Source organism: Methylobacterium sp. E-016 (assembly GCF_022829745.1).
In the GTDB taxonomy this organism is placed as follows: domain Bacteria; phylum Pseudomonadota; class Alphaproteobacteria; order Rhizobiales; family Beijerinckiaceae; genus Methylobacterium.
In genome coordinates this window covers 25,530-48,123 of sequence record NZ_JAKSYF010000084.1, presented here as the reverse complement: position 1 = coordinate 48,123, position 22,594 = coordinate 25,530, and the positions used below count along the sequence as shown (strand labels likewise).

The 22,594-nt window shown below is 70.5% G+C and carries 20 protein-coding genes; 8 read left to right on the top strand and 12 right to left on the bottom strand.

Features of this window, described 5'->3' with window-relative positions; all coding sequences use genetic code 11:
* Positions 1-33: 33 nt before the first annotated feature.
* Complete coding sequence (locus MKK68_RS11070) at positions 34-897, bottom strand: NAD(P)-dependent oxidoreductase (RefSeq protein ID WP_147843061.1); 864 nt, start codon at positions 895-897, stop codon at positions 34-36.
* A 95-nt stretch (positions 898-992) separates the two neighbouring features.
* The gene (locus tag MKK68_RS11065) at positions 993-2,195 is read right to left on the bottom strand and encodes a pyridoxal phosphate-dependent aminotransferase (RefSeq protein ID WP_243950293.1); all 1,203 of its coding nucleotides are present in this window, start codon (positions 2,193-2,195) and stop codon (positions 993-995) included.
* 184 nt (positions 2,196-2,379) lie between these two features.
* Here MKK68_RS11065 and MKK68_RS11060 point away from each other — a divergent pair, with 184 nt between their 5' ends.
* Entirely contained in the window at positions 2,380-3,402 is a 1,023-nt protein-coding gene (locus tag MKK68_RS11060; RefSeq protein WP_244030282.1) for an LLM class flavin-dependent oxidoreductase, read from the top strand.
* A gap of 173 nt (positions 3,403-3,575) precedes the next feature.
* Positions 3,576-4,592 (top strand): fumarylacetoacetate hydrolase family protein, encoded by a 1,017-nt coding sequence (locus MKK68_RS11055; protein ID WP_244030280.1) that lies wholly within the window; start codon positions 3,576-3,578, stop codon positions 4,590-4,592.
* Positions 4,593-4,734: 142 nt separating this feature from the next.
* Here the strand turns inward: MKK68_RS11055 and cysN are convergent, their stop codons facing one another.
* From cysN to MKK68_RS11040, 3 genes are read right to left on the bottom strand one after another with little or no spacing between them, the layout of a single operon-like run.
* On the bottom strand, positions 4,735-6,144 hold the full coding sequence (gene cysN / locus MKK68_RS11050; protein ID WP_244030278.1) for a sulfate adenylyltransferase subunit CysN: 1,410 nt from the start codon (positions 6,142-6,144) through the stop codon (positions 4,735-4,737).
* Positions 6,144-7,079, bottom strand: a complete 936-nt coding sequence (cysD, locus tag MKK68_RS11045; protein ID WP_147725950.1) for a sulfate adenylyltransferase subunit CysD — start codon at positions 7,077-7,079, stop codon at positions 6,144-6,146. The genes cysN and cysD overlap by 1 nt, the downstream gene beginning before the upstream one ends.
* Complete coding sequence (locus MKK68_RS11040) at positions 7,076-7,870, bottom strand: phosphoadenylyl-sulfate reductase (protein WP_147725949.1); 795 nt, start codon at positions 7,868-7,870, stop codon at positions 7,076-7,078. Before MKK68_RS11040 ends, cysD begins: the two co-directional genes overlap by 4 nt.
* 234 nt (positions 7,871-8,104) lie before the next feature.
* Here MKK68_RS11040 and MKK68_RS11035 point away from each other — a divergent pair, with 234 nt between their 5' ends.
* From MKK68_RS11035 to MKK68_RS11015, 5 genes are all read left to right on the top strand, one after another.
* Complete coding sequence (locus MKK68_RS11035) at positions 8,105-8,620, top strand: Lrp/AsnC family transcriptional regulator (protein WP_147725948.1); 516 nt, start codon at positions 8,105-8,107, stop codon at positions 8,618-8,620.
* 111 nt (positions 8,621-8,731) lie between these two features.
* A complete protein-coding gene (locus MKK68_RS11030) occupies positions 8,732-10,504 on the top strand; it encodes a sulfite reductase flavoprotein subunit alpha (RefSeq protein ID WP_244030276.1) in 1,773 nt (590 codons plus the stop codon).
* A gap of 186 nt (positions 10,505-10,690) precedes the next feature.
* Complete coding sequence (locus tag MKK68_RS11025; RefSeq protein ID WP_147726037.1) at positions 10,691-12,487, top strand: NADPH-dependent assimilatory sulfite reductase hemoprotein subunit; 1,797 nt, start codon at positions 10,691-10,693, stop codon at positions 12,485-12,487.
* Between the two features lie 87 nt (positions 12,488-12,574).
* Complete coding sequence (locus MKK68_RS11020) at positions 12,575-13,672, top strand: Gfo/Idh/MocA family protein (protein ID WP_147726036.1); 1,098 nt, start codon at positions 12,575-12,577, stop codon at positions 13,670-13,672.
* Between the two features lie 353 nt (positions 13,673-14,025).
* Positions 14,026-14,223, top strand: a complete 198-nt coding sequence (locus tag MKK68_RS11015) for a hypothetical protein (protein ID WP_147726035.1) — start codon at positions 14,026-14,028, stop codon at positions 14,221-14,223.
* A 61-nt stretch (positions 14,224-14,284) separates the two neighbouring features.
* On the opposite strand, the gene MKK68_RS11010 is transcribed toward MKK68_RS11015, so the two are convergent.
* Together MKK68_RS11010 and MKK68_RS11005 are read right to left on the bottom strand one after the other, a co-directional pair.
* Positions 14,285-16,033: a methyl-accepting chemotaxis protein gene (locus MKK68_RS11010; RefSeq protein WP_244030274.1), complete on the bottom strand. Its 1,749-nt coding sequence runs from the start codon at positions 16,031-16,033 to the stop codon at positions 14,285-14,287.
* A gap of 87 nt (positions 16,034-16,120) precedes the next feature.
* The gene (locus tag MKK68_RS11005; RefSeq protein ID WP_244030272.1) at positions 16,121-16,891 is read right to left on the bottom strand and encodes an SDR family NAD(P)-dependent oxidoreductase; all 771 of its coding nucleotides are present in this window, start codon (positions 16,889-16,891) and stop codon (positions 16,121-16,123) included.
* A gap of 144 nt (positions 16,892-17,035) precedes the next feature.
* Between MKK68_RS11005 and MKK68_RS11000 the strand changes: the two genes are divergently transcribed.
* Positions 17,036-17,662, top strand: coding sequence for a TetR/AcrR family transcriptional regulator (locus MKK68_RS11000; RefSeq protein ID WP_147726032.1), 627 nt, complete (start codon positions 17,036-17,038; stop codon positions 17,660-17,662).
* 10 nt (positions 17,663-17,672) lie between these two features.
* Here the strand turns inward: MKK68_RS11000 and MKK68_RS10995 are convergent, their stop codons facing one another.
* The 5 genes from MKK68_RS10995 to MKK68_RS10975 all read right to left on the bottom strand — a co-directional run bounded on the left by MKK68_RS10995 (position 17,673) and on the right by MKK68_RS10975 (position 22,392).
* Entirely contained in the window at positions 17,673-18,017 is a 345-nt protein-coding gene (locus tag MKK68_RS10995) for a DUF1330 domain-containing protein (protein ID WP_147726031.1), read from the bottom strand.
* A 5-nt stretch (positions 18,018-18,022) separates the two neighbouring features.
* The gene (gene pyrF, locus MKK68_RS10990) at positions 18,023-18,742 is read right to left on the bottom strand and encodes an orotidine-5'-phosphate decarboxylase (protein ID WP_147726030.1); all 720 of its coding nucleotides are present in this window, start codon (positions 18,740-18,742) and stop codon (positions 18,023-18,025) included.
* A 12-nt stretch (positions 18,743-18,754) separates the two neighbouring features.
* A complete protein-coding gene (locus MKK68_RS10985; RefSeq protein ID WP_147726029.1) occupies positions 18,755-19,456 on the bottom strand; it encodes a uracil-DNA glycosylase family protein in 702 nt (233 codons plus the stop codon).
* A 164-nt stretch (positions 19,457-19,620) separates the two neighbouring features.
* Entirely contained in the window at positions 19,621-21,837 is a 2,217-nt protein-coding gene (locus MKK68_RS10980) for a xanthine dehydrogenase family protein molybdopterin-binding subunit (protein WP_147726028.1), read from the bottom strand.
* A gap of 99 nt (positions 21,838-21,936) precedes the next feature.
* Positions 21,937-22,392, bottom strand: a complete 456-nt coding sequence (locus tag MKK68_RS10975) for a (2Fe-2S)-binding protein (RefSeq protein ID WP_147726027.1) — start codon at positions 22,390-22,392, stop codon at positions 21,937-21,939.
* Between the last annotated feature and the right edge of the window lie 202 nt (positions 22,393-22,594).

Below are 22,594 nucleotides of genomic sequence, written 5' to 3'. Positions count from 1 at the left end.
GTAGGTGAAGTGCAAAGAGCCGGCAACCGATGCTCAGGACGATCCGCGCGTCCGCGACGATCCGCCTGCCGCTTCGGCGAAGGCGAGGAGCGTGGCGACGTCGTCCTCGCCCTCGGGCGCCGCGAGATGCGCGAAGGTCTCGGCCGCCCCGGCGAACATCGCGCCGCCGGCCGGGTCCGGCGCCAGGAAGTCGACGATCTCGTGCATTTCCGCGACCCAGCGGTAGGCCTTCGGCATCATGTCGGGAAACCCGCCGGCGAAGCGGGCGAGCAGCTCCGGCTCGCTCTCCATCAGCTCCGCCCGCAGCGCGTCGGCGGCGCCCGCGCGCTCTGCGCCGAGGACGATCGCCGCGGCCACCGCCTTCAGGCCCTTGTTGATGCCGGCATAGGCCATCTTCAGGCCGGACGCCGCCCCGACGCCACCCGCGCAGGCCCGCATGTCGAGGCCGCATGCGCGCAGGGCCATCAGCGGCGCGAGGTCGTCGCCGGCGACGTAGACCCGCGGCCCCTTCGCGCCGGATTCGGGCGGGAGCCCGAGGATCGCACCATCGAGGAACGGCGCGCCCGTGCCCGCGATGATCGCGGCGATGCCGTGCACCGTCGCCGGCGACACCGCATTGCAATCGACGTAGACCGGCTTTTTCGGCTGAGCCGCCAGGCTCGGGGCGAGGCGGGCCGCGAGGCCGGCGGCATCGGCCGGCGGCACGATCGACAGGATCAGGTCGGCCGCGGCGATCTCCGCATCGTCGGCGTGGCTCATGCCGGCGGCCCGGGCGCGGTCGCGGGTCCCGGCGCTCCGTCCGGTCAGCGATGTCAGGACGCGGACGCCGTTCTCGGTGAGGCGGCGGGCGACCGCGCTTCCCATGGCGCCCGGGGCGATGACGGCGATGGTCGGCATCGAATCACCTCAAGCCATGGCCCGAACCACAGGGACGATCCGCGGCGGATCCGTATCGAAGTGGCGGGCACCCGATGGTGCCCGCCGTCGTCGTGCTAGCGCAGCGAGCCGCAGAAGCGCTGGATGCGGTTGCACGCTTCCTCCAGCGTCTTGGTCGAGGTGGCGTAGGAGATGCGCAGGTTCGGGCCGAGGCCGAAGGCCGAGCCGTGCACGGCGGCGACGCCCTCCGCCTGCAGCAGCTCGGTCACGAAGTCCTCGTCGGTGGCGATGGTCTTGCCTGACGGGGTCGTGCGCCCGATCGTCTCGGCGCAGGACGGGTAGACGTAGAACGCGCCCTCCGGCGTCGGGCATTGCAGGCCCTTGGTCTGGTTCAGCATCGAGACCACGAGGTCGCGCCGCTCCTGGAACGCCGCCTTGAACTGCGCGAGGTGCGCCTGCGTGCCGTCGAGCGCGGCCACCGCCGCCCATTGCGAGATCGAGGACGCGCCCGAGGTCTGCTGGCCCTGGACGAAGTCCATCGCCTTGATCAGCTTCTCCGGGCCGGCGGCGTAGCCGATGCGCCAGCCCGTCATCGCGTAGGCCTTCGAGACGCCGTTCATGGTCAGCGTGCGCTCGTAGAGGCCGGGCTCGATCTGCGCCGGGGTGACGAATTCGAAGTCGCCGTAGGTCAGGTGCTCGTACATGTCGTCAGTGAGCACCCAGACGTGCGGGTAGCGCATCAGCACGTCGGTGATCTTCTTCAGCTCGGCATGGCTGTAGGCGGCGCCCGAGGGGTTCGACGGCGAGTTGAGGATGATCCACTTGGTCTTCGGCGTCAGCACCCGCTCCAGCTCCTCGGGCTGGAGCTTGAAGTCGTGCGCCATGTCGGTCTCGGCGAAGACTGGCGTGCCGCCGCAGAGCACCACCATCTCCGGGTAGGACACCCAGTAGGGGCGCGGGATCACGACCTCGTCGCCGGGGTTCAGCGTTGCCAGCAGCGCGTTGTAGATCACGTGCTTGCCGCCGGTGCCGACGATCGTCTGGGAGACCTTGTAGTCGAGCCCGTTCTCGCGCTTGAACTTCTTCACGATCGCTTCGCGCAGCGGCACGATGCCCGACACCGGCGGATACTTGGTCTCGCCCCGGGCGATCGCCTCGATCGCGGCCTGCTTGATGTGCTCGGGCGTGTCGAAGTCGGGCTCGCCGACCGACAGGCTGATCACGTCCATGCCGCCGGCTTTCAGGTCGCGCGCCTTCTGCGTCATCGCGATCGTCGCGGATGGTTTTACGCGCGAGAGGGCGTCGGCGAGAAAGCCCATGGTCGGGTGCTCCGGTTTTCATGCAGGTTTCGCCGTCCCGTGACGGCGGCGGGACCGTAGTCGCGGCTCCTGGGACGAGCAAGGCGCCGGCTCGGGGTTCGCCGGCAAACGTCACGCACGGGGTGCAGGGCTCGTGCTCGGCCGCCGCCTCGACGGCGGCTTCCGGCGACACCATCTCCTGGCGATGGCAACGCTCTCCGTCCTCGACCTGTCGTTCGTCGGTTCCGGCTCCAGCCCGGCTCAGGCGCTGCGCGACTCCCTCGACCTCGCCCGCCACGTCGACCGCCTCGGTTACGGGCGATACTGGCTCGCCGAGCACCATGCCCTGCCCTCGGTCGCGAGCCCGGCCCCCGACATCATGGTCGGCCAGATCGCGGCCGCGACCCGGACGATCCGGGTCGGCTCGGGCGGGATCATGCTGCCGAACCACGCGCCGCTGATGGTCGCCGAGCGCTTCAAGGTGCTGGAGGCGCTGTTTCCCGGGCGGATCGACCTCGGCCTCGGGCGCGCGCCCGGCACCGACGGCATCACCGCCCAGGCGTTGCGCCGGCGCGAGGCGCCGCGCGGCGGCGACGACTTCCTCGAGCGGCTGCAGGAGCTGATGCTGTGGGAGACCGGCGGCTTCCCCGAGGGCCATCCGTTCAACACCGTGACCGTGATGCCGGCCGGCGTGCCGCTGCCGCCGATCTTTCTGCTCGGGTCGTCCGACTACAGCGCGCATCTGTCCGCACGCCTCGGGCTCGGCTTCGCCTTCGCCCAGCACTTCGCCTCGTTCGACGCGCGTGGCCCGATGCTCGACTATCGCCGCGGCTTCCAGCCCTCGCGGTGGGGCACCCGGCCCCATGCGATCCTCGCGGTCGCGGCCGTCTGCGCCGAGACCGAGGCGCAGGCCGAGCGCCTGGCGCTCAGCACCCAGCTGGCGACGCTCCGGCGCGAGCGCGGCGAGTACGCTCCGATCCCGACGCTCACCGAGGCCGAAGCCTATCCCTACAGCGATGCCGAGCGCGCCCGCATCGCCCGCGGCCGAGACCGGTTGCATGTCGGCACGCCGGAGACTGTGCGCGCCCTGCTCTCGGGCCTCGCCGAGGCGACGCAGGCCAACGAGATCATGGTGGTCTGCGCCGTTCCCGATCAGGAGGCCCGGCGGCGCTCCTACAGCCTGCTGGCGCAGGCCTGGGGACTCGCCGAGACGGCCGCGGCCGCGTGAATCGCCGGACGACATCCTGACCAGCCTGTCGCCTCGACCGGTCCCGGGCTCCTGACATCGATCCGGGATCGGCGCATCCTGGCGGTCTCGACGCGGCTTCGCGGCGTCGGGCACGCGGATGGCCCGTCGAAGGGCCGCCACCCAGGCATCGACGATCTCGGGAGGAGAGAACGATGTGCGATCGACGCGACTTCCTGAAGGCGACGGCCGGTCTCGCGGCCACCGCCATGGCCGCCCCGGTCGCGGCACGGGCCGCGGAGAAGGGGCCGCCCGCGCCGACCGCCTTCGGCATGCCGCGCGACATGATCCTGATCAACCTGCGCCGCGACGGCGGCTACGGCCTCGGCCTGAAGACCCCGGACGGCGTGCTCGACGTCGCCGCCGCCGGGAAGGCGGTCGGCCTGCCGGTGCCGGCCGACATGGACGACCTTCTGCAGAACGGGAAGGGCCCGATGCTGCGCGCGGTGATCGACGCGGTCGAGGCGGCCCCCGACCCGCGGCTGACGATCCCCGAGGACCGGATCGCCTACGCGCCGCTGGTCACCCGGCCGGAAAAGATCATCATGATGGGATTCAACTATCGCAAGCACGCCGAGGAGACGGGAACGCCGCCGCCGAAGGACCCGCCGCTGTTCAACAAGTACAACAACACGCTCAACCACCACGGCGGCACGATCCGGCTGCCGACGCAGGCGGCGCGCGAGTTCGACTACGAGACCGAGCTGGTGATCGTCTTCGGCCGGGAATGCCGCGACGTCTCGGAGGCCGACGCGCTCGACTACGTCGCCGGCTACGCCACCGGCAACGACTTCAGCGCCCGCGACCTGCAGACGCTGACCGCGCAGTTCATGATCGGCAAGACCTCGGACGGGTTCGCGCCGCTCGGGCCCTACCTCGTCACCGCCGACCGCGTGCCCGACCCGAACAATCTGCGCCTTGTGACCAAGGTCAACGGCGCGGTGCGGCAGGACTGGACGACCGCGGACATCATCTTCAACTGCCGCCAGCTGATCAGCTTCGCTTCGAAGGTGATGACCATCAAGCCGGGCGACGTCTTCTACACCGGCACGCCGCAGGGGGTGATCTTCGGCGAGAAGATCCCGCGGGCGGAGCGGCAATGGCTGAAGCCGGGCGACGTCATCGTATCGAGCCTCGAAGGGCTGGGCGAGCTGCAGTTCAGCCTGGTCTGACCAGCGTTCGGAAATACCTATCCGCCCGCACTCCGCAGTCCTTACCGCTTGCGGGAACGACGTGGCTCCGTACCGGCAACCGAGGGATCGCGCGGATCACCGCGCGGTCCTCTCTGTCGTCTAGGGCCGAGGCCGCCGCGTCTCAGCCGCTGAACAACCCGCGCAGGCGGCTGAGGAAGCCGCCGGTCGGGGTCGTCGCGGCGGCGGCGCTCGTTGGGGCGGTCGCGGCCGCCCGCGTCGGCGCTTGAACCAGGCCCAAAGCCGCCGTGTCCGTGCTCTCGCGATCGATCAGGATCAGGCCGCCGGTGTCGCGGGTCTCGGCGTAGGGGTCGAACGGCACCGCGCGGTCGAGCTTGAGCGTGACGTCGGCGATGTCGTTGGCGACGAGCTTCTCGGCCGGGCCGGGCTGCCCGGTCTCGGGGTCGATGCGGTTGCGGATGCGGTCCACCACGGCGTTGGCCGTGACGGTGCCGACCTTGGCGAGCAGCGCCGTGCCGGGGGCGAGCTCGGTCTCGGCGGCCCAGAACAGGCGCACGTCGAGGGTGTCGGAGACCTGCATCGGATGCGAGGCGGCGGCGATGACGCTGCCGCGCGAGGCGTCGACCTCGTCGGCGAGCACCAGGGTGACCGACTGGCCCTCCTGGGCGCTGGCGAGATCGCCGTCCGGGCCGACGATCCGCGCCACCGTGGAGGTGCGCGCCGACGGGGCGATCGCCACCGCGTCGCCCGGCTTCACCGTGCCGGCGGCGATGAGGCCCGAGAACCCGCGGAACTCAGAGTTCGGCCGGTTGACCCACTGCACCGCCATGCGGAACGGCGCGGCCAGCGCCTCCTCGTGCACCGGCACGCTCTCGAGATAGGCCAGCAGCGGGCCGCCCTGGTACCACGGCGCGGAGACCGCCGGCAGCACGACGTTGTCGCCGTTCTTGGCCGAGAGCGGGATCGCCCGGACCTCGACGAAGCCGAAATCGCGGGTGAAGGCGGAGAAGCCTGCCACCAGCCCGTCGAAGGTGGCCTGCGACCAGCCGACGAGGTCCATCTTGTTGATGGCGAGCACGACGCGGCGGATGCCGAGCATCGAGACCAGCAGGGCATGGCGCCGGGTCTGGCGGGTCAGGCCCTGGCGGGCGTCGACCAGGATCACCGCCACGTCGGCGGTCGAGGCGCCGGTGGCCATGTTGCGGGTGTACTGCTCGTGGCCGGGCGTGTCGGCGACGATGAACGAGCGCTTGTCGGTGGAGAAGAACCGATAGGCGACGTCGATGGTGATGCCCTGCTCGCGCTCGGCCTGGAGGCCGTCGACGAGAAGCGCGAGGTCGACCTCCTGCCCTTGCGTGCCGTGCTTCTTCGAATCGCGCTGGAGCGCGGTGATCTGGTCGTCGAAGATCTGCTTGGTGTCGTGCAGCAGGCGGCCGATCAGCGTCGACTTGCCGTCGTCCACCGAGCCGCAGGCGATGAAGCGCAGGACTTCCTTGCTCTGATGCGCGGCCAGGAACGACGCGTAGCCGAACTCGGGGGCGTCGAACGCGTCCTTGGAGGGGTGGACCGTCATCAGAAGTAGCCTTCCTGCTTCTTGCGCTCCATGGCGCCGGCGCCGTCCTTGTCGATCACCCGGCCCTGCCGCTCCGAGGTGCGGGCGGCCAGCGTCTCGCCGATGATCGCCGGCAGCGTGTCGGCGCCGCTCTCGACCGCGCCGGTGAGCGGATAGTCGCCGAGCGTGCGGAAGCGGACCTTGCGCAAGGTCGGCGTCTCGCCGGGCTTCAGCGGCAGGCGGTCGTCGTCGACCATGATCAGCTGCCCGTCGCGCTCGACCACCGGCCGCGGCTCGGCGAAGTAGAGCGGCACGATCGGGATCCGCTCCTGCTCGATGTAGAGCCAGATATCGAGCTCGGTCCAATTGGAGAGCGGGAAGATGCGCAGGCTCTCGCCGCGCTTCTTGCGCAGGTTGTAGAGGTGCCAGGGCTCGGCCCGCTGGCGCTTCGGGTCCCAGCGGTGCTGGGCCGTGCGCAGGGAGACGATCCGCTCCTTGGCGCGCGAGGCCTCCTCGTCGCGGCGGGCGCCGCCGAAGGCCGCATCGAACTTGTGCTTGTCGAGCGCCTGCCGCAGCGCCTGCGTCTTCATCACGTCGGTGTGGACTTCCGAGCCGTGGCTGATCGGGCCGACGCCGCGGGCGAGCCCGTCCTGGTTGGTGTGGACGATCAGGTCGAGGCCGAGTTCCTTCGCGCGGGCGTCGCGGAAGGCGATCATCTCGCGGAACTTCCAAGTCGTGTCGATGTGCATCAGCGGGAACGGCAGGCGGCCGGGGGCGAACGCCTTCAGCGCCAGGTGCAGCAGCACCGACGAATCCTTGCCGATCGAGTAGAGCATCACCGGGTTCTCGGTCTCGGCGACCGTCTCCCGGAAGATGTGGATGCTCTCGGCTTCCAGACGCTGCAGGTGCGTGAGGCGGCTACCGGCTTGCGCCTGGATCGCGGGTGCGGCGCTCATCGGGCCATCTCCGGTCTGTGGGATTGCGTGGTCTCGAATGCCGCGGCTTCCTCGCCGGGCGCGACGTCGGCCTCGGGCACGTGGACGTGCAGGCCGCATTCCTTCTTGGATTCCTGCTCCCACCACCAGCGGCCGGCACGCTCGGGCTCGCCGACACGGACGGCACGGGTGCACGGGGCGCAGCCGATCGAGGGGAAGCCGCGATCGTGCAGCACGTTGTAGGGCACGTAGTTGTCGCGCACGAAACGGTCGACGTCCTCGCGCGTCCAGTCGGCCAGCGGGTTGAGCTTGATCAGGTCGCGGCTCTCGTCGAACTCGGCGAGCGGCGTGTCGGCGCGGTTGGCAGACTGGCCGGCGCGCAGGCCGGTGAGCCAGCCGGCCGCCCCGTCGAGGGCGCGGCCCAGCGGCTCGACCTTGCGGAAGCCGCAGCAGGCCTGCCGCGCCTCGATCGAATGGCGGAAGCCGTTGATGCCGGATTCGCGCACGAACGCTTCCTCGGATCGCCGCTCGGGGGCGTAGGCGCGGATGCGGATGCCGTAAGCCGATTCCGTCTCCGCCCAGACGTCGTAGGTCTCGGGATACAGCCGCCCCGTATCCAGGGTGACGATCTCGGTCCGGCCCTTGGCCATCGCGAGCGCGTGCGTCAGCGCCTGATCCTCGATGCCGAGGCTCGTGGTGAAGACGAGGCGTCCGGGGATCGTCGCCTCGATCAGCGCGATCCGCCCCTTGAGGTCGAGGGGCTTGAGCTGGGCGGCGAGATCGGCCGCCGCCTGGGGGGTGGGAAGGGTCATCGCCTGTTCGTTCGCGGGCCGGGTCGTGCCAGGGGCACTGGTTGTTCCCTGAGATGTTCGCTATAACGAACGGTGTCAAGGCGCCGCCGCGAGGCCCGGATGCCCTACGCTGCGATGCAGTAAGCCCTGGCAACACGCCGCAATCGGGATCGGTTGCGCGAAAATGGAAGTTCCTTCTCATGGGCGCCCTGCATGGGCCGCATGGCGAAGCGACGTCGAGATGCGAGGTTGGCCGTGGATTCGATCGATCTGAAGATCCTGGCACTGCTGCAGACGGACGCGACCCTGTCGATCGCCGCGATCGGCGAGCGGGTCGGCCTGTCGCAGACACCATGCTGGAAGCGCATCCAGCGCCTCGAGGCCGACGGGGTGATCGACCGCCGCGTCGCCGTGCTCGACCCGGTCAAGCTCGGCCTCGGGCTCACCGTGTTCGTCTCGATCGAGACCGCCGACCATTCGCGCGAGTGGCTGGAGCGATTCGCCGGCACCGTCTCGGCGATGCCCGAGGTGCTGGAATTCTACCGCATGGCCGGCGACGTCGATTACATGCTCCGCGTCGTCGTGGCCGACATGAGCGCCTACGACACGTTCTATAAGCGCCTGATCGCGACGCTGCCGTTGAAGAACGTCACCTCGCGCTTCGCGATGGAGAAGGTGAAGTCGACGACGGCCCTGCCGCTGCCCGCGCCACCGACGAACGGCCGCCAGATCCAGGGATTGCCGCCGACCCTCGTGGCGGTCGGAGAATAAAGTTCTTTTTTGCGCCGCAACGACGATCGACTCCTTCTCCAAATCAAGCGTTCTGTAAAACGGACGTTTTCCCGTTGACAGGGGCCTTCCGCCCCACGACATGGTCTTCCGATGTCACGCCAAAGCCTTCTTCCCCGCACCGCGCCGTTCGGCGACAGCGAGCGGGCCAGCCTCGACGCCGTGCTCGGCAGCGCCACCGCGATCCAGCGCGCCTGGCTCGCCGGCTTCCTCGCCGGGATCGACGCGGCCGGCGGGCAGCCTGCGGCGGCACCGGCCGCTCCGCCGAAGGCCGCCGAGCCGCTGACGATCATCTACGCGAGCGAATCCGGCAACTGCGAGGCCCTGGCCGGCACCGTCGCCAAGCTCGCGCGCAAGCAGGGCTTCAAGCCGAAGGTCATCGACTTCGCCGACCTCGACCTCGCCGTGCTGCCGAAGGCCGGCAAGCTCGTCGCCATCGCCGCGACCTGGGGCGAAGGCGAGCCGCCCGCCCGCGCGACCCACACCTACAACGCCCTGATGAGCGACGGCGCCCCGCGCCTCGACGGCGTCGAGTTCGCGGTGCTCGCGCTCGGCGACACCTCCTACGCCGAGTTCTGCGCCATCGGTAAGGCGCTCGATGCCCGTTTCGAGACGCTGGGCGGCAAGCGGGCGGCCGAGCGCGCCGACCTCGACCTCGACTACGAGAGGCCGGCCGCCGCCTGGATCAAGGACACGCTGAAGGCGCTGGCGCCGGCCCCGGTCGCCGCCGACAACGTCGTGGCGGTCGACTTCGCCCGCGCCACGGCTGCCGAGGACGAGGATGCCGAGCCGAGCCGAGAGCCAGTCGTGGTCGAGGTGGTCGAGCACGTGAACCTCAACTCGTCGCGCTCGGACAAGGAGACGATCCACCTCGCGCTGGCCTTCGAGGACGGCGCGCCCGCCTACGAGCCCGGCGACTCGCTCGAGATCTACCCGGAGAACGACCCGGCCCTGGTCGAGGAGATCCTGAAGGCGACCGGCCTGACCGGCGACGAGGCCCTGCGCCGCTCGCTGCTCGCCGAGCGCGACATCACCACCCTCTCGGCCGCCACGGTCGAGCGCTTCGTGAAGGCGACCGGGCACGACGAGGCCAAGCGGCTGATCGAGAGCGGCGAGGTCCGCGCCTGGATCGAGGGCCGCCACCTCATCGACCTGATCGAGACCTACCCGGCGGCCCTGACCGCCGAGCATCTCGGCGGCATCGCCCGTCCGCTGCCGCCGCGCGCCTACTCGATCGCGTCCTCGCGCAAGGAAGTCGGCGACGAGGTCCACCTCGTGATCGCCGCCGTGCGCTACGAGACCCACGGCCGGGCGCGGACCGGAGTCGCCTCGACCCACGTCGCCGACCGGATGTCGGACGGCGCCAAGCTCCGGGTCCGCCTGAAGCCGAACCGCCACTTCCGCCTGCCCGCCGACCCGGCGACCGACATCATCATGGTCGGGCCCGGCACCGGCGTCGCCCCGTTCCGCGCCTTCGTGCAGGAGCGCCGCGCGGTCGAGGCCACCGGCCGCTCATGGCTGTTCTTCGGCGACCGGCACTTCACCCACGACTTCCTGTACCAGCTCGAATGGCAGGAGGCGCTGGAGGACCGCTCGCTCACCAAGATCGACGTGGCGTTCTCGCGCGACCAGCCGGAGAAGCTCTACGTGCAGCACCGCATCGACCAGCATCGCGAGGAGCTGGTGGAGTGGCTGGAGGGCGGCGCGCACCTCTATGTCTGCGGCGACGCCAAGGCGATGGCCAAGGACGTCCGCGTCGCGGTCGAGAACGCCTACGCGGCGGTGAAGGGCCTGAGTGCCGACGATGCCGCAGCGGCGGTGTCGGCCCTTGAGCGCGCCGGGCGTTACCAGCAGGACGTGTACTGACGCCACCTCTTCCCTCTCCCCCCTGCGGGAGAGGGTGGCCCGCGAAGCGGGTCGGGAGAGGGGAGCGACGATGCCGGATACGGCGCTCCCCTCTCCCGACCCCTGCTGACGCAGGGGCCACCCTCCCCCGCAAAGGGGGGAGGGAGATGCGTCGGCAGTCGAAATGAATCGAGACGGATCACCGCCATGGACGACCACAAGCCTGCTTCCGAGCGCGTCTACGAGACCCCGCCGACCGGCCGCCCGATCGACGAGGCGGAGGCCGCGCGGGCTGCGGGGCTCGCGCACAACGAGCACCTGAAGATCGCGAGCGGCTATCTCCGCGGCGGCTTGGCCGACGGGCTGCTCAAGCACGCCACCGGCGCGATCTCCGACGATGACGGCCAGCTCGTGAAGTTCCACGGGATGTACCTGCAGGACGATCGCGACCTGCGCCCGGAGCGGACCAAGAAGAAGCTCGACAAAGCCTACGCCTTCATGATCCGCCTGCGCATCGCCGGCGGCGTCATCAGCCCGAAGCAGTGGCTGGCGCTGGACGACATCGCCACGACCTATGCCGGCGACGCGATCCGCGCGACGACGCGCCAGACCTTCCAGTATCACGGCGTGATCAAGTCGAACCTCAAGCGCACCATGGCGGCGATCGACGCCGCGCTGCTCGACACCATCGCCGCCTGCGGCGACGTCAACCGCAACGTCATGGCCGCGACCAACCCGGCCCAGACCCACGCGCACGCCGCGGCCTACGAGCTGGCCAAGGACATCTCCGATTCGCTGCTGCCGCGGACCAACGCCTGGCGCGAGATCTGGCTCGACGGCGAGAAGGTCGTCGGCGGCGAGGAGGAGTTCGAGCCGGTCTACGGCAAGACCTACCTGCCGCGGAAGTTCAAGATCGTCGTCGCGGTGCCGCCCTCGAACGAGGTCGACGTCTTCGCGCACGACCTCGGCTTCATCGCGATCCTCGACAAGGCCAACAAGCTCACCGGCTGGAACGTCACCGTCGGCGGCGGCATGGGCATGACCCACGGCGAGCCGGACACCTTCCCGCGCACCGCCGACCTGATGCTGTTCTGCAAGCCGGACGAGGCGGTGAAGGTCGCCGAAGCGGTGATGACGGTGCAGCGCGACTGGGGCAACCGCACCAACCGCAAGAACGCCCGGCTCAAGTACACGATCGAGCGCTACGGCCTGAAGGCGTTTCGCGCCGAGGTCGAGAAGCGCGTCGGCAAGGCCTTCGCCGACCCGAAGCCGTTCACCTTCACCGGCAACGGCGACCGCTACGGTTGGACCGAAGGCGACGACGGCCGCCATCACCTGACGCTGTACGTGCCGTCGGGCCGGATCAAGGATTACGAGGACGGCCCCAAGTTCCTGAGCGGCCTGCGCCGGATCGCCACCGAGCACGAGGGCGACTTCCGCCTCACCGGCAACCAGAACGTGATCATCGCCAACGTGCCCTCCGAGAAGCGGGCGGCGATCGAGGCGCTGGTCGACGAATACGGCCTGACCAAGGGCGCCGGCGCCCTGCGGCGCAACTCGATCGCCTGCGTCGCGCTGCCGACCTGCGGCCTCGCCCTGGCCGAGAGCGAGCGCTACCTACCCGACCTGATGACCGAGCTCGAGGCGAGCCTCGCCCGCCACGGCCTGCAGGACGACGAGATCACGATCCGCTCGACCGGCTGCCCGAACGGCTGCGCCCGCCCGTTCATCGCCGAGATCGGCCTCGTCGGCCGCGGCCCCGAGCGCTACCACCTCTACCTCGGCGCCGCCTTCGACGGCTCGCGCCTGGGCAAGCTCTACCGCGAGGACGTGAAGGCCGACGAGATCCGCGACACCCTCGACCCGCTCTTCGCCGACTACGCGCGCGGCCGCAATCCGGGCGAGCGCTTCGGCGACTACCTCGTCCGCGCCGGCCACGTGGCGAAGACCACCAACGGGCCCGACTTCCACGACAACATCGGCGCGCTGAAGCCCGCCGCCTGACGCGAAACCGCCTCCGCGCCGCGAGCGTTCGGAAACCTCGGCTCGCACCTCGCGTTGCGCCTGCATCGGCGTAACCCGGGGGCGACCATGAGTGATGCGAAGGCGATCCGCTACGCGGTGGTCGGCGGCGGCTGGATCTCGCAGGCCGCCTTCATGCCGGCGGTGGCGCAGACCGGCAATTCCACGATCACGGCGCTGGTCACCGGCGATCCGGAGAAGGCCGCTTCGCTCGGCGAACGCTATCGCCTGACCACCTTCTCCTACGACCGCTACGCCGAGGCGCTGGCCTCCGGCCTGTTCGATGCGGTCTACCTCGCGCTGCCGAACGCGATGCACCGCGACTACGCCGTGCCCGCGCTGGAGGCCGGCATCCATGTGCTGCTCGAGAAGCCGATGGCGACGAGCGTCGCCGAGTGCGAGGCGATCATCGCCGCGGCCGAGCGCGGCAACGCCCGGCTGATGCTGGCCTACCGCCTGCACTTCGAGCCCGGCTCCCTCGACGCGATCGAGCGGGTGCGGACCGGCGCGATCGGCGAGCCGCTGGTCTTCACCGCGACCTTCGGCCAGCACGTCGCGACCGAGAACCACCGCGCGCACCAGGGCTACTGGGCCGGGCCGGTGCCGGACATGGGTACCTATCCGATCAACGCCGTGCGCAACCTGTTCGCCGACGAGCCGGTCGAGGTCCACGCCCACGGTGCCCGCCGGCCGGGAAGCCCCTACGCCTTCCACGGCACCGTCGCGGTCACGCTCCGTTTCCCCGGCGACCGCCTCGCGCAGTTCACCGTCTCCTACGAGACCGACTCGGTCGACGCCTACCGCATCGCCGGGACCGAGGGCGACCTCCTGATGGCGCCGGGCTTCACCTTCGGCCAGTCGCTCGCGGGCGAGCTGACCCGTGGCGGCGAGACCGAAGCCCTGTCCTATCCGAGCGTCGACCAGTTCGGGGCCGAGACGCGGTACTTCTCGGATTGCATACTGAACAGACGCGTGCCGGAGCCGGACGGCGAGGAGGGGCTGGCCGACGTCCGCATCCTTGCCGCGATCGAGCGCGCGCTCGAGACCGGCCAGCCGCAGGCCCTTGCGCCGATGCGACGCCGGACGCGGCCGGACGCGTCGCAGGCGATCGCGCTGCCCGAGATCACGCCCCCGGACCTCGTCAACGCCGCCAAGCCGGGCGGCTGAACGCAGCGAGCGGCCGGCGATGCGACCGGCCTCGCTCTTACCCATCACCGCGTGCTGAAGTGATCGCGCCGAGTGGACCTCGTAAGCAGCATGATCTTGGGATCACGCGGCCGTCTGCGGTGTCGCTGCGCGGCATCTCGGCACCAGGGACGCGCGGGAGGCGGCGATCGACGAAGCGCCCAGCTCATGCGCGTCGGAACAAGGTTCGTCATGCGTCGCCATGTTGCCTCGCAGCAAACACGTGCTGCCCTGCAAAGACCAAAGCTTGACGGTAAGATGCGGATAAATCTCCGCGCGCGTCGAACGAAGTGGGGCCGTGCTCGTTATCCCGAAAATCCATACGGGACCGAGACATGGGCAAGCACGAAATCCTCGGATACTTCGAACACCGCCGCGACGGCGCCTGGGTCTGCGTCCGTCCGTTCACGCTGACGACCAAGAGCGCGGCGGTCGACATCCGCCAGGGCATGCGCTTCGACTACGGCAAGCGCGTCGGCGGCGTCGACCTCGCTGAATACCTCGAGCAGCTCGGCTCGCAGTTCGGTTCGTAAGCCGTCTGCTTTTTCGGCGTTCGATCGATCAGGGTGATGCGGGCCCTCTGGCCCGCGTCGGTCACAAGCGATAGGCGGTCCGGCAGCCGCCCCAGTGGCGCCCTTTGATCTTCAGCGGTGCGTCGACTTCGGTCACCATGATGATCTGGGTGCCGAGTTCGCGTCGGTAGACCTGAAGCGTCACCGGCCGCATTGAACGCGCCGCCGTGATGCCGGTCCGGTCGTCGAAGATGCGCAGGTTCCGCGCGTTGACGTGGTTCCACATCGGGTCGTCGCTCCGCTGCGGCTGCGAGTAGACCCGGTTGTGGAACGGCAGGAAGCCGTTGCGGTCGGTCAGGATGCAGAACATCATCCGCTCGTCGCGCCCGAGTTCCGCCTCGAGGATCGGTCCGAGCAACCGCACGATCGGCTCGACCGAGCGCGTCATGAACTGCGCCGGGTTTGAGCCGGCGATCGGCCGGTAGTCGGTGTCGAACAGGGCCGCCTCCGACACGCGCCCCGCGGCCAGCTCTCCTTCGAGGATCGACGCGGCCTGCGCCGCCAGGGCCTGGACCTTGACGATCAGCGGCGCGTGCTCCGCGTGGATCGACGCGATCTTTGCCAGCAGCTTGTCGCGGAACGCGCCGTCGTTCGCCTGGAACGCGCAGTGCACCCCCATCGCGCTCGTCGCCACCACCTGTGCCTGGACCACGCCGACGGTGTCGATCGCGATGGCGATGCCGGCCCCGACCGCGATGGATTCCCCCTCCGGCGCGCGCAGCAGGACGCCGCCCTCGCTCAGATCAACCGTGCGGGTGCTGCGCCCATCCGGCAGGCGGACCTGGAGGTCGGCCGGGTAACGATCGAACCGGCGCCGGTTGCCGAGCTCGCTCTGGCGGACCACGGTGACGAAGCGCTGGCCCAGGCGGCCGGCCTGCTCGGCCGCGGACGCGGTGGCCGACTGCATGCGCTCCGCCTGGCGGTCGAGGTCGAACGCGGCGGCGCTGGCCGAGCCCGCATCCGCGTCGAGATGCGCGACGAGGTCCGAGGTGCGGGTCGCCTCGTCGACGATGCTCGTGACCGTGCGGGCTTGGATGTCGGCGATCTCCCGGACGCTGGCGAAGGACGGGCGGACCGATTCGATGGCCCCGGCCGCGGCCTCGATCGCGGCGCCGGAGGCGGCGGCGCCTTCCCGGAGGCGCAGGACGCGGGTCCGCACCTCCTCGGCCGCCCGCGCCGTCTCGACCGAGAGCGCCTTGACCTCGGCGGCGACGACCGCGAAGCCGCGCCCGGCCTCGCCGGCGCGGGCGGCTTCGATCGTGGCGTTCAGCGCGAGCAGGTTCGTCTGCCGCGCCACCGCGGCGATCGTGTCGACGATGCCGGCGATCTCGTTGCCGGCCTGGGCCAGCGTCGCGATCAGGGCGCGCGCCTCGGAGCCGCGATCGCCGGCATGGTCGAGATGACCGCCGGCCTGCGACATGGCCGCGGCGGTCTGGCTCGCGAGGGTCGACAGGCTTCCGGTCTGGCCGGCGAGGCTCGCGGTCGCGGCGGCCGCGTTCCGCGAGACCTGGACGAGGTCGTCCATCTGCGCCCGGATCGCAGAGAGGCCGCCCTTCATCTCGGCGACGTCGCTCTGCGCGGTCTCGATCGAGCGGCTCACCCCTTCGATCGCGGAGCGGACGTCTTCCTCGATGGCGTTCACGACGTCGCCGTCGAGACGCGCCGCGACGGCCGCCACGGGCGCCACGGGCTTGGGCTGCTCGATCGCCTCCACTGGCGTGGAGGCGTCGATGGTGCGCGCTGGGGCTCTGGTTCTGAACTGGAACAGCATACCCTCAGATGTGACTGAAGTCCGCTACCATCCTGTTAACGCTGCCGGGATCATGCGAGGGACGCGGTCGAAACGGCCGGTCGCGGTTCAGGCGCCGCCCCACTGCATCGTCAGGCCGCCGTCGACGACGAGGGTGTGCCCGGTGACGTAGTCGGCATCGTCGCTGCTGAGGTAGAGGATCGCCTTGGCGATGTCGTCGGGCTGCCCGGCGCGATGCCACGGGATCCGCTCGAGCGACTTGTCGAGCACCTTCGGGTCCTCGAAGCGGTCGGCGGTCATCGGCGTCTCGATCAGGCCGGGCGCGACGTTGTTGACGTTGATCTTGTCCTCGGCGAGCTCGCGCGACAGGCTTCGGCAAAGCGATCCGACGCCCGCCTTCGACATGCCGTAGGGCGCGCTTTCCGGCGTCGGCAGGTGCTGCGCGACCGACGAGACCATCACGATCTTGCCGCGGCCGCCCTGCACCCGGCGCATCTTGATGAAGGCGCGGGCGCAGAACAGCGGCCCCATCAGGTTCACGCGCAGGATCTGCTCCAGCCGCGCATCCTCCATGTCCGCCACCGCCATCCCGCTCATCGCCTGCCCGGCATTGGCCACCAGGATGTCGATCGGCCCGAGGTCGCTGGCGATGCGGTCGAAGGTGGCGGTGACGGAGGCCGGGTCGCCGACGTCGTTCTGGATCACCAGCGCCCGGCGCCCCGTCTCCTCGACCAGGCGCGCGGTCTCGGCGATGCCGTCCGCGTCGGTGTTGTAGGTGATCGCGACGTCCGCGCCGCGCTGCGCGAACAGGAGTGCGGTGGCCCGGCCGATCCCGGAATCCGCACCGGTGATCAGGGCCTTCTTGCCTTCGAGCTTCATCGGTGCCGGCTTCGCTGCTGGAGGTGGTCCGGCCCCGCCATCGGGCCGTTTCAGCGGGCCAATTCGGGCGTCGCGGCCCGGTTCCTCACAGGTGCGCGGTCCGACATTTTGACGCTTTGCCGGATTGCGGCATACGCTCGGTCCATGACCATCGCCGTCGACCTAGAACGCATCCAGAGCGACGAGAGCGCGCCGACGACGCGCTGCCGGATCCTGGCGACGGCCGAGCGCTCGTTCCGCGAGATCGGCTACCAGAAGACCACCGTCGCCGACATCGCCAAGACGCTGAAGATGAGCCCGGCCAACGTCTACCGGTTCTTCGACTCGAAGAAGGCGATCAACGAGGCGGTGGTCGAGCGCCTGGTCGGCGAGGTCGAGGCGCTGATCTCGACGATCGCCGACGCCCCGGGCTCGCGCGCCGCGGACCGCCTGACGGCGGTGATCGGGGCCTTGTACCGCGACACCTCCGAGCGCTGCCGCGCCTTCCCGCGCATGCACGAGATGATCGAGGCGGCGATGAGCGAGAGCTGGGAGGTCTGCCGCCATCACGTCGACCGGATCGGGGCGGTGTTCGAGCGGATCGTCGTCGACGGCGTCGCGCGCGGCGAGTTCGAGACGGACGATCCGGCCGGCACGGCGCGCTGCCTGCACACGGCGATCGCGCGCTACAGCCATCCGCTGCTGGTCAGCCAGTATCCCGACGCCCCCGTGCCGGACCTCGACGTGATGATCGCGTTCCTGCTGCGAAGCCTGCGACCGGCCGGCCGCTAAGACGGGTCGGTCACTCCGATGCGGGGTTGGCCGGCTCCGGCGCGATGCCGACGTTCGGCTGCTCGCCGTCGTAGCCCTCGATGATCAGGATGTCGGCATCGGCGCCGTTCTTCTGCTTGGCGCGCGCGGCCTGGTAGCTGTCCGACTTCCAGCAGGCGAGCGCGTCGTCGTAGCTCGCGAACTCGATCACCACGTTGCGGGCACGCGCCGTCCCGGTCACCGCCTCGAAGCGTCCGCCGCGCACGAGGAAGCGGCCGCCGAACTCGGCGAAGGCGGCGCCGTTCGAGGCGGCGTAGTCCTTGTAGGCCTCCGCGTCCCGCACATCGACCCGGACGATCCAGTAGCCGCGCGTCATTCTCGTCACTCCTGTGCTGCCATCTCGGCGAGGATCGCTTGTGCCACGGCGCGCGGATCTGCGGCAGCGGTGATCGGGCGGCCGACGACGACGTGGTCGATGCCCGCCGCGCGCGCCTGGCCCGGGGTCATCACCCGCTTCTGGTCGCCGGCGGCGCTGCCGGCCGGGCGGATGCCCGGCGTCACGATCAGGCTGCCCGGGCCGACGACGGTGCGGACGGCCTCCGCCTCGAAGGCGCTGCAGACGATGCCGTCGATGCCGGCCTCGGCCGCCTGGAAGGCGCGGTGCGCGACGAGGTCGGAGATCGGCAGCGCGTAGCCGGATTCGCGCGCGTCGCCCTCGTCGTAGGAGGTGAGCACCGTCACCGCGAGGATCTTCAGGTCGGACGCGCCGCGCCCGCGCACCGCCGCGCGCATGGTCTGCGGGTAGGCATGCACCGTCAGGAAGGTCGCGCCGAGGCCGGAGAGCGCACGCACCCCCTCCTCCACCGTGTTGCCGATGTCGTGCAGCTTGAGGTCGAGGAAGACCTTGAGCCCGCGCGCGGCGAGTTCCGGCACCAGCGACAGCCCGCCGGCATAGGCCAGGCGGTAGCCGATCTTGTAGAACGTCGCCGCGTCCCCGATCCGGTCGATCAGCGCGCGGGCCGCCGCCGGGTCGTCGAGGTCGAGGGCGACGATGAGGCGGTCGCGCGGGTCGGTCGGGCTCGGGTTGGGCTGATCTCGCATCGCAGTTCCCGATCACGCGGCCGGGTGCGGTGTCAATCGCGCCCCCGCGGGGGCAGCCATGACACCGGAAGCCATGACTCCGTTCGCCGTGACCCCGCCCGCCATGACGCGGGCCACCTCGGCCTTCAGCACCGGCAGTAGCTCGGCCTCGAACCAGGGCTCCCGCTTGAGCCAGCCGTTGTTGCGCCAGGACGGATGGGGCAGCGGCAGCACACGCGGGGCACGCGGCTCGGCGAGGATCTGGCGCCAGCGCCGCACCGTGCCGGTGAGCCCGTCCGGCATCTTGCCGAGGTGCCACGCCTGCGCGTACTGGCCGATCACCAGGACGAGCTCGAGATGCGGCAGGCCGGCGAAGAGCTCGTCGCGCCAGCGCTCGGCGCATTCGCGCCGCGGCGGCTTGTCGCCGCCCTTGGCATCGAGCCCCGGGAAGCACGAGCCCATCGGCACGATCGACACCCGGCTCGCGTCGTAGAAGGCGGACTCGTCGAGACCGAGCCAGGACCGGAGGCGCACCCCCGACGGGTCCATGAACGGGATGCCGGTGCGGTCCGCCCGCGTTCCGGGCGCCTGGCTGGCGATGCACAGCCGCGCCGTGGCGGTCCCCTGGACGATCGGGCGCGGTTCCTGCGGCAGCGGCGGCCCGTAGAGCGGGGCGTCGCGGCAGATCCGGCAGGCGCGCAGGCGCGCGGCGGTGCGGTCGAAGGCGGTGTCCATGCTGGATGCGACATGGGCACCGCGTCGCGCTTCGGCGAGCCCGGACCGACGCGACCAAAAGAAACGGCGCGGGACGAGGCCCGCGCCGTGGTTGCAGTTGGGTTCGAAGCTCTGGGAAGCGGGCCGACGCTACGCCCTGCCCCGCATCCGCGGCGTGTCGAACCTCACACGCCCTTCAAGCCGGCCAGGTCGAGCGGCAGCGAGCGCAGGCGCTGCCCGGTCGCGGCGAAGATCGCATTGGAGATCGACGGCGCGAGCACCGGCACGCCCGGCTCGCCGATGCCGGTCGGTGCCGCCGAGGACGGCATGATGTGGACCTCGACCACGGGCATCTCGCTCATGCGCGTCGGCTCGTAGGTGTCGAAGTTCTTCTCCTGCACCACGCCGTCCTTGAGGGTGATGCGGTTGCGCAGCACCGACGACAGCGCGAAGCCGACCGCGCCCTCGACCTGGGCGCGGATCACGTCCGGGTTCACCGCCACGCCGACGTCGACCGCCGCGACGATGCGGTTGACCTTCACCTTGGCGTCCTCCGCCGTGATGTCGGCGACCATCGCCACGTAGGAGCCGAACGATTCGTGGGCGGCGATGCCGAGGCCGCGGCCCTTGCCGTTGGCCTTGCTGCCGGCGTCCCAGTCCGCCTTCTCGGCGGCGAGCTTGAGGACGCCCGAGAGGCGCGGGGCTCCGGTCAGAAGCGAGAGCCGGTAGGCGAGCGGGTCGACGTCGGCGGCATGCGCCAGCTCGTCGATGAACACCTCCATCGCCTGCGCGGTGTGGCTGTGCCCGACCGAGCGCCACCACAGGACCGGCACGCCCTCGCGGGCGTTGTGGACCTCGAAGCGGTAGGCCGGGAGCGCGTAGGCGGTGTCGGAGGCGCCCTCGACGGTGGTCGAATCGATGCCGTTCTTGACGATCATCGCCTCGAACGGCGAGCCGATCATGATCGACTTGCCGATCATCACGTGCTGCCATCCGACGATCCCGCCCTTGGCGTCGAGCCCGGCGCGGACCTTGTGGTAGACCGTGGGGCGGTAGTAGCCGCCGGACATGTCGTCCTCGCGGGTCCAGACGAGGTGGACCGGCGCCTTGGCCCGGGTCGCCTTGAGGATGGTCGCGGCCTCGGCGATGTAGTCGGCGGTCGGCGTCGCGCGCCGGCCGAACGAGCCGCCGGCCCATTGCGTGTGCAGGCGGACCTTGTCGGTGGTGGTGCCCATCACCGCGGCGACCGTGGCCTGCTCGATCGTCTGGAACTGCAGGCCGGCATAGACGTCGTAGCCGCCGTCCGGCGCCTGCTCGATCGTCGCGTTCAGCGGCTCCATCGCGGCGTGCGCGAGGTAGGGGAAGGTGAACTCCGCCTCCAGGACCTTGGCTGCGCCCTTGATGCCGGCCTCCGCGTCGCCGCGCTCGGAGGCGACGAGGCCGGGGCGCTTGGCCTGCTCGCGGTAGCCGGCGAGGATCGCGTCGGAGGAGTGCGTCTCGGCCGCGCCGTCGTCCCACACCACCTTCAGCGCCTCCCGGCCCTTCATCGCCGACCAGGTGTCCTTGGCGACGACCGCGACGCCGGAGGGAATCGCGACGACGTCGACGACGCCCGCGACTTTGCGGGTCGCGGCGTCGTCGAAGCTCTTCACCGTGCCGCCGAAGCGCGGCGGGCGGGCAACGACGGCGGTGACCTGGCCGGGCCGACGGATGTCGAGGGCGTAGACGGCGCTGCCGTCGGTCTTGGCCGCGGAATCCAGGCGCGGCGTACGCTGGCCGATCAGCGTCCACTGGCTCGGGTCCTTCAGGCGCGGCTCCTGCGGCACCGGAAGCGTCGCGGCGGAGGCCGCCAGCTCGCCGAACCGGGCCTGCCGGCTCGAGGCCGCGTGCCGGACGACGCCGTTCGCGACGGTGATCTCGGCCGCCGGGACCTTCCACTGGTAGGCGGCGGCCGCGACCAGCATCTCGCGGGCGGCGGCGCCGGCCTTGCGCAGCTGGAACCAGGAATTGGCGATCGCCGTCGAGCCGCCGGTTCCCTGGATCGGGCCCATCAGCAGGTTGTTGTAGCGGGCGGCGTCGGCCGGCGCGAACTCGGTGCGCACCCGCGACCAGTCCGCATCGAGCTCGTCGGCGAGGATGGTGGCGAGGCCGGTGGTGTTGCCCTGCCCCATGTCGAGGTGCTTGATGATCACCGTCACGGTGTCGTCGGCGCCGATCCGCACGAAGGCGTTCGGATCGGCCTTCACACCCGACAGGTCGGGACCGGCGGCGGCGCGGGCGGTGTTCTTCAGATCGAGGCGGAAGCCGATGACGATCGCGCCCGTCGCGGCGGCGCCGCCGGCGAGGAAGCTGCGGCGGGTCGCGCGGGGAGAGCGCGGGTCCGTCTGACGGATCTTCAGCATGGCGTGGCTCCGGTCAGTTCGGGAACGGGCGAAGGGCGTTCGAAGGGGGCGAGCGACGGGCCGTGCGATCCGCGCGAAGGGACGCGCGGACGAGCCGGATCAGGCGAGGGTGCGGGCGGCCTCGTGGATCGCCGCGCGGATGCGCTGATAGGTGCCGCACCGGCAGATGTTGCCGTCCATCGCGCCGTCGATGTCGGCCTCGGACGGTTTCGGGTTGTCGGTGAGAAGGCCGATCGCGGACATGATCTGGCCGGACTGGCAGTAGCCGCACTGGACGACGTCGAGCTTGCGCCAGGCGCCCTGCACGGCCTCCGCGACGCGGCCCGAGATGCCCTCGATCGTCGTGATCTTGGCCTCGCCGACGTCGCCGATCCTCGTCTGGCAGGAGCGGACCGGCTGGCCGTCGAGATGGACCGTGCAGGCGCCGCACTGCGCGATGCCGCAGCCGTACTTGGTTCCGGTCTTGTCGAGGTGGTCGCGCAGCGCCCAGAGCAGCGGCATCTCGGGATCGGCGTCGACGGTGTGCCGGACGCCGTTCACGGTGAGGTTCAACATCCGAGATCTCCCGCGCGCAGAACTTATGCCGTCGATGGCTAATCCTCGGACGCATCCACAAGATGTGCGTCCGCGCACGAACCGCGCACGAACCGCGAACGGTCCGGAACGTCAGTGCACGCTTCGCGCGATGGCGACAATCCTCGCCCTCGCGGCAGGCCGTTCTTAACACATCCCGCGCATCGTCGATCCGCCGCATGTT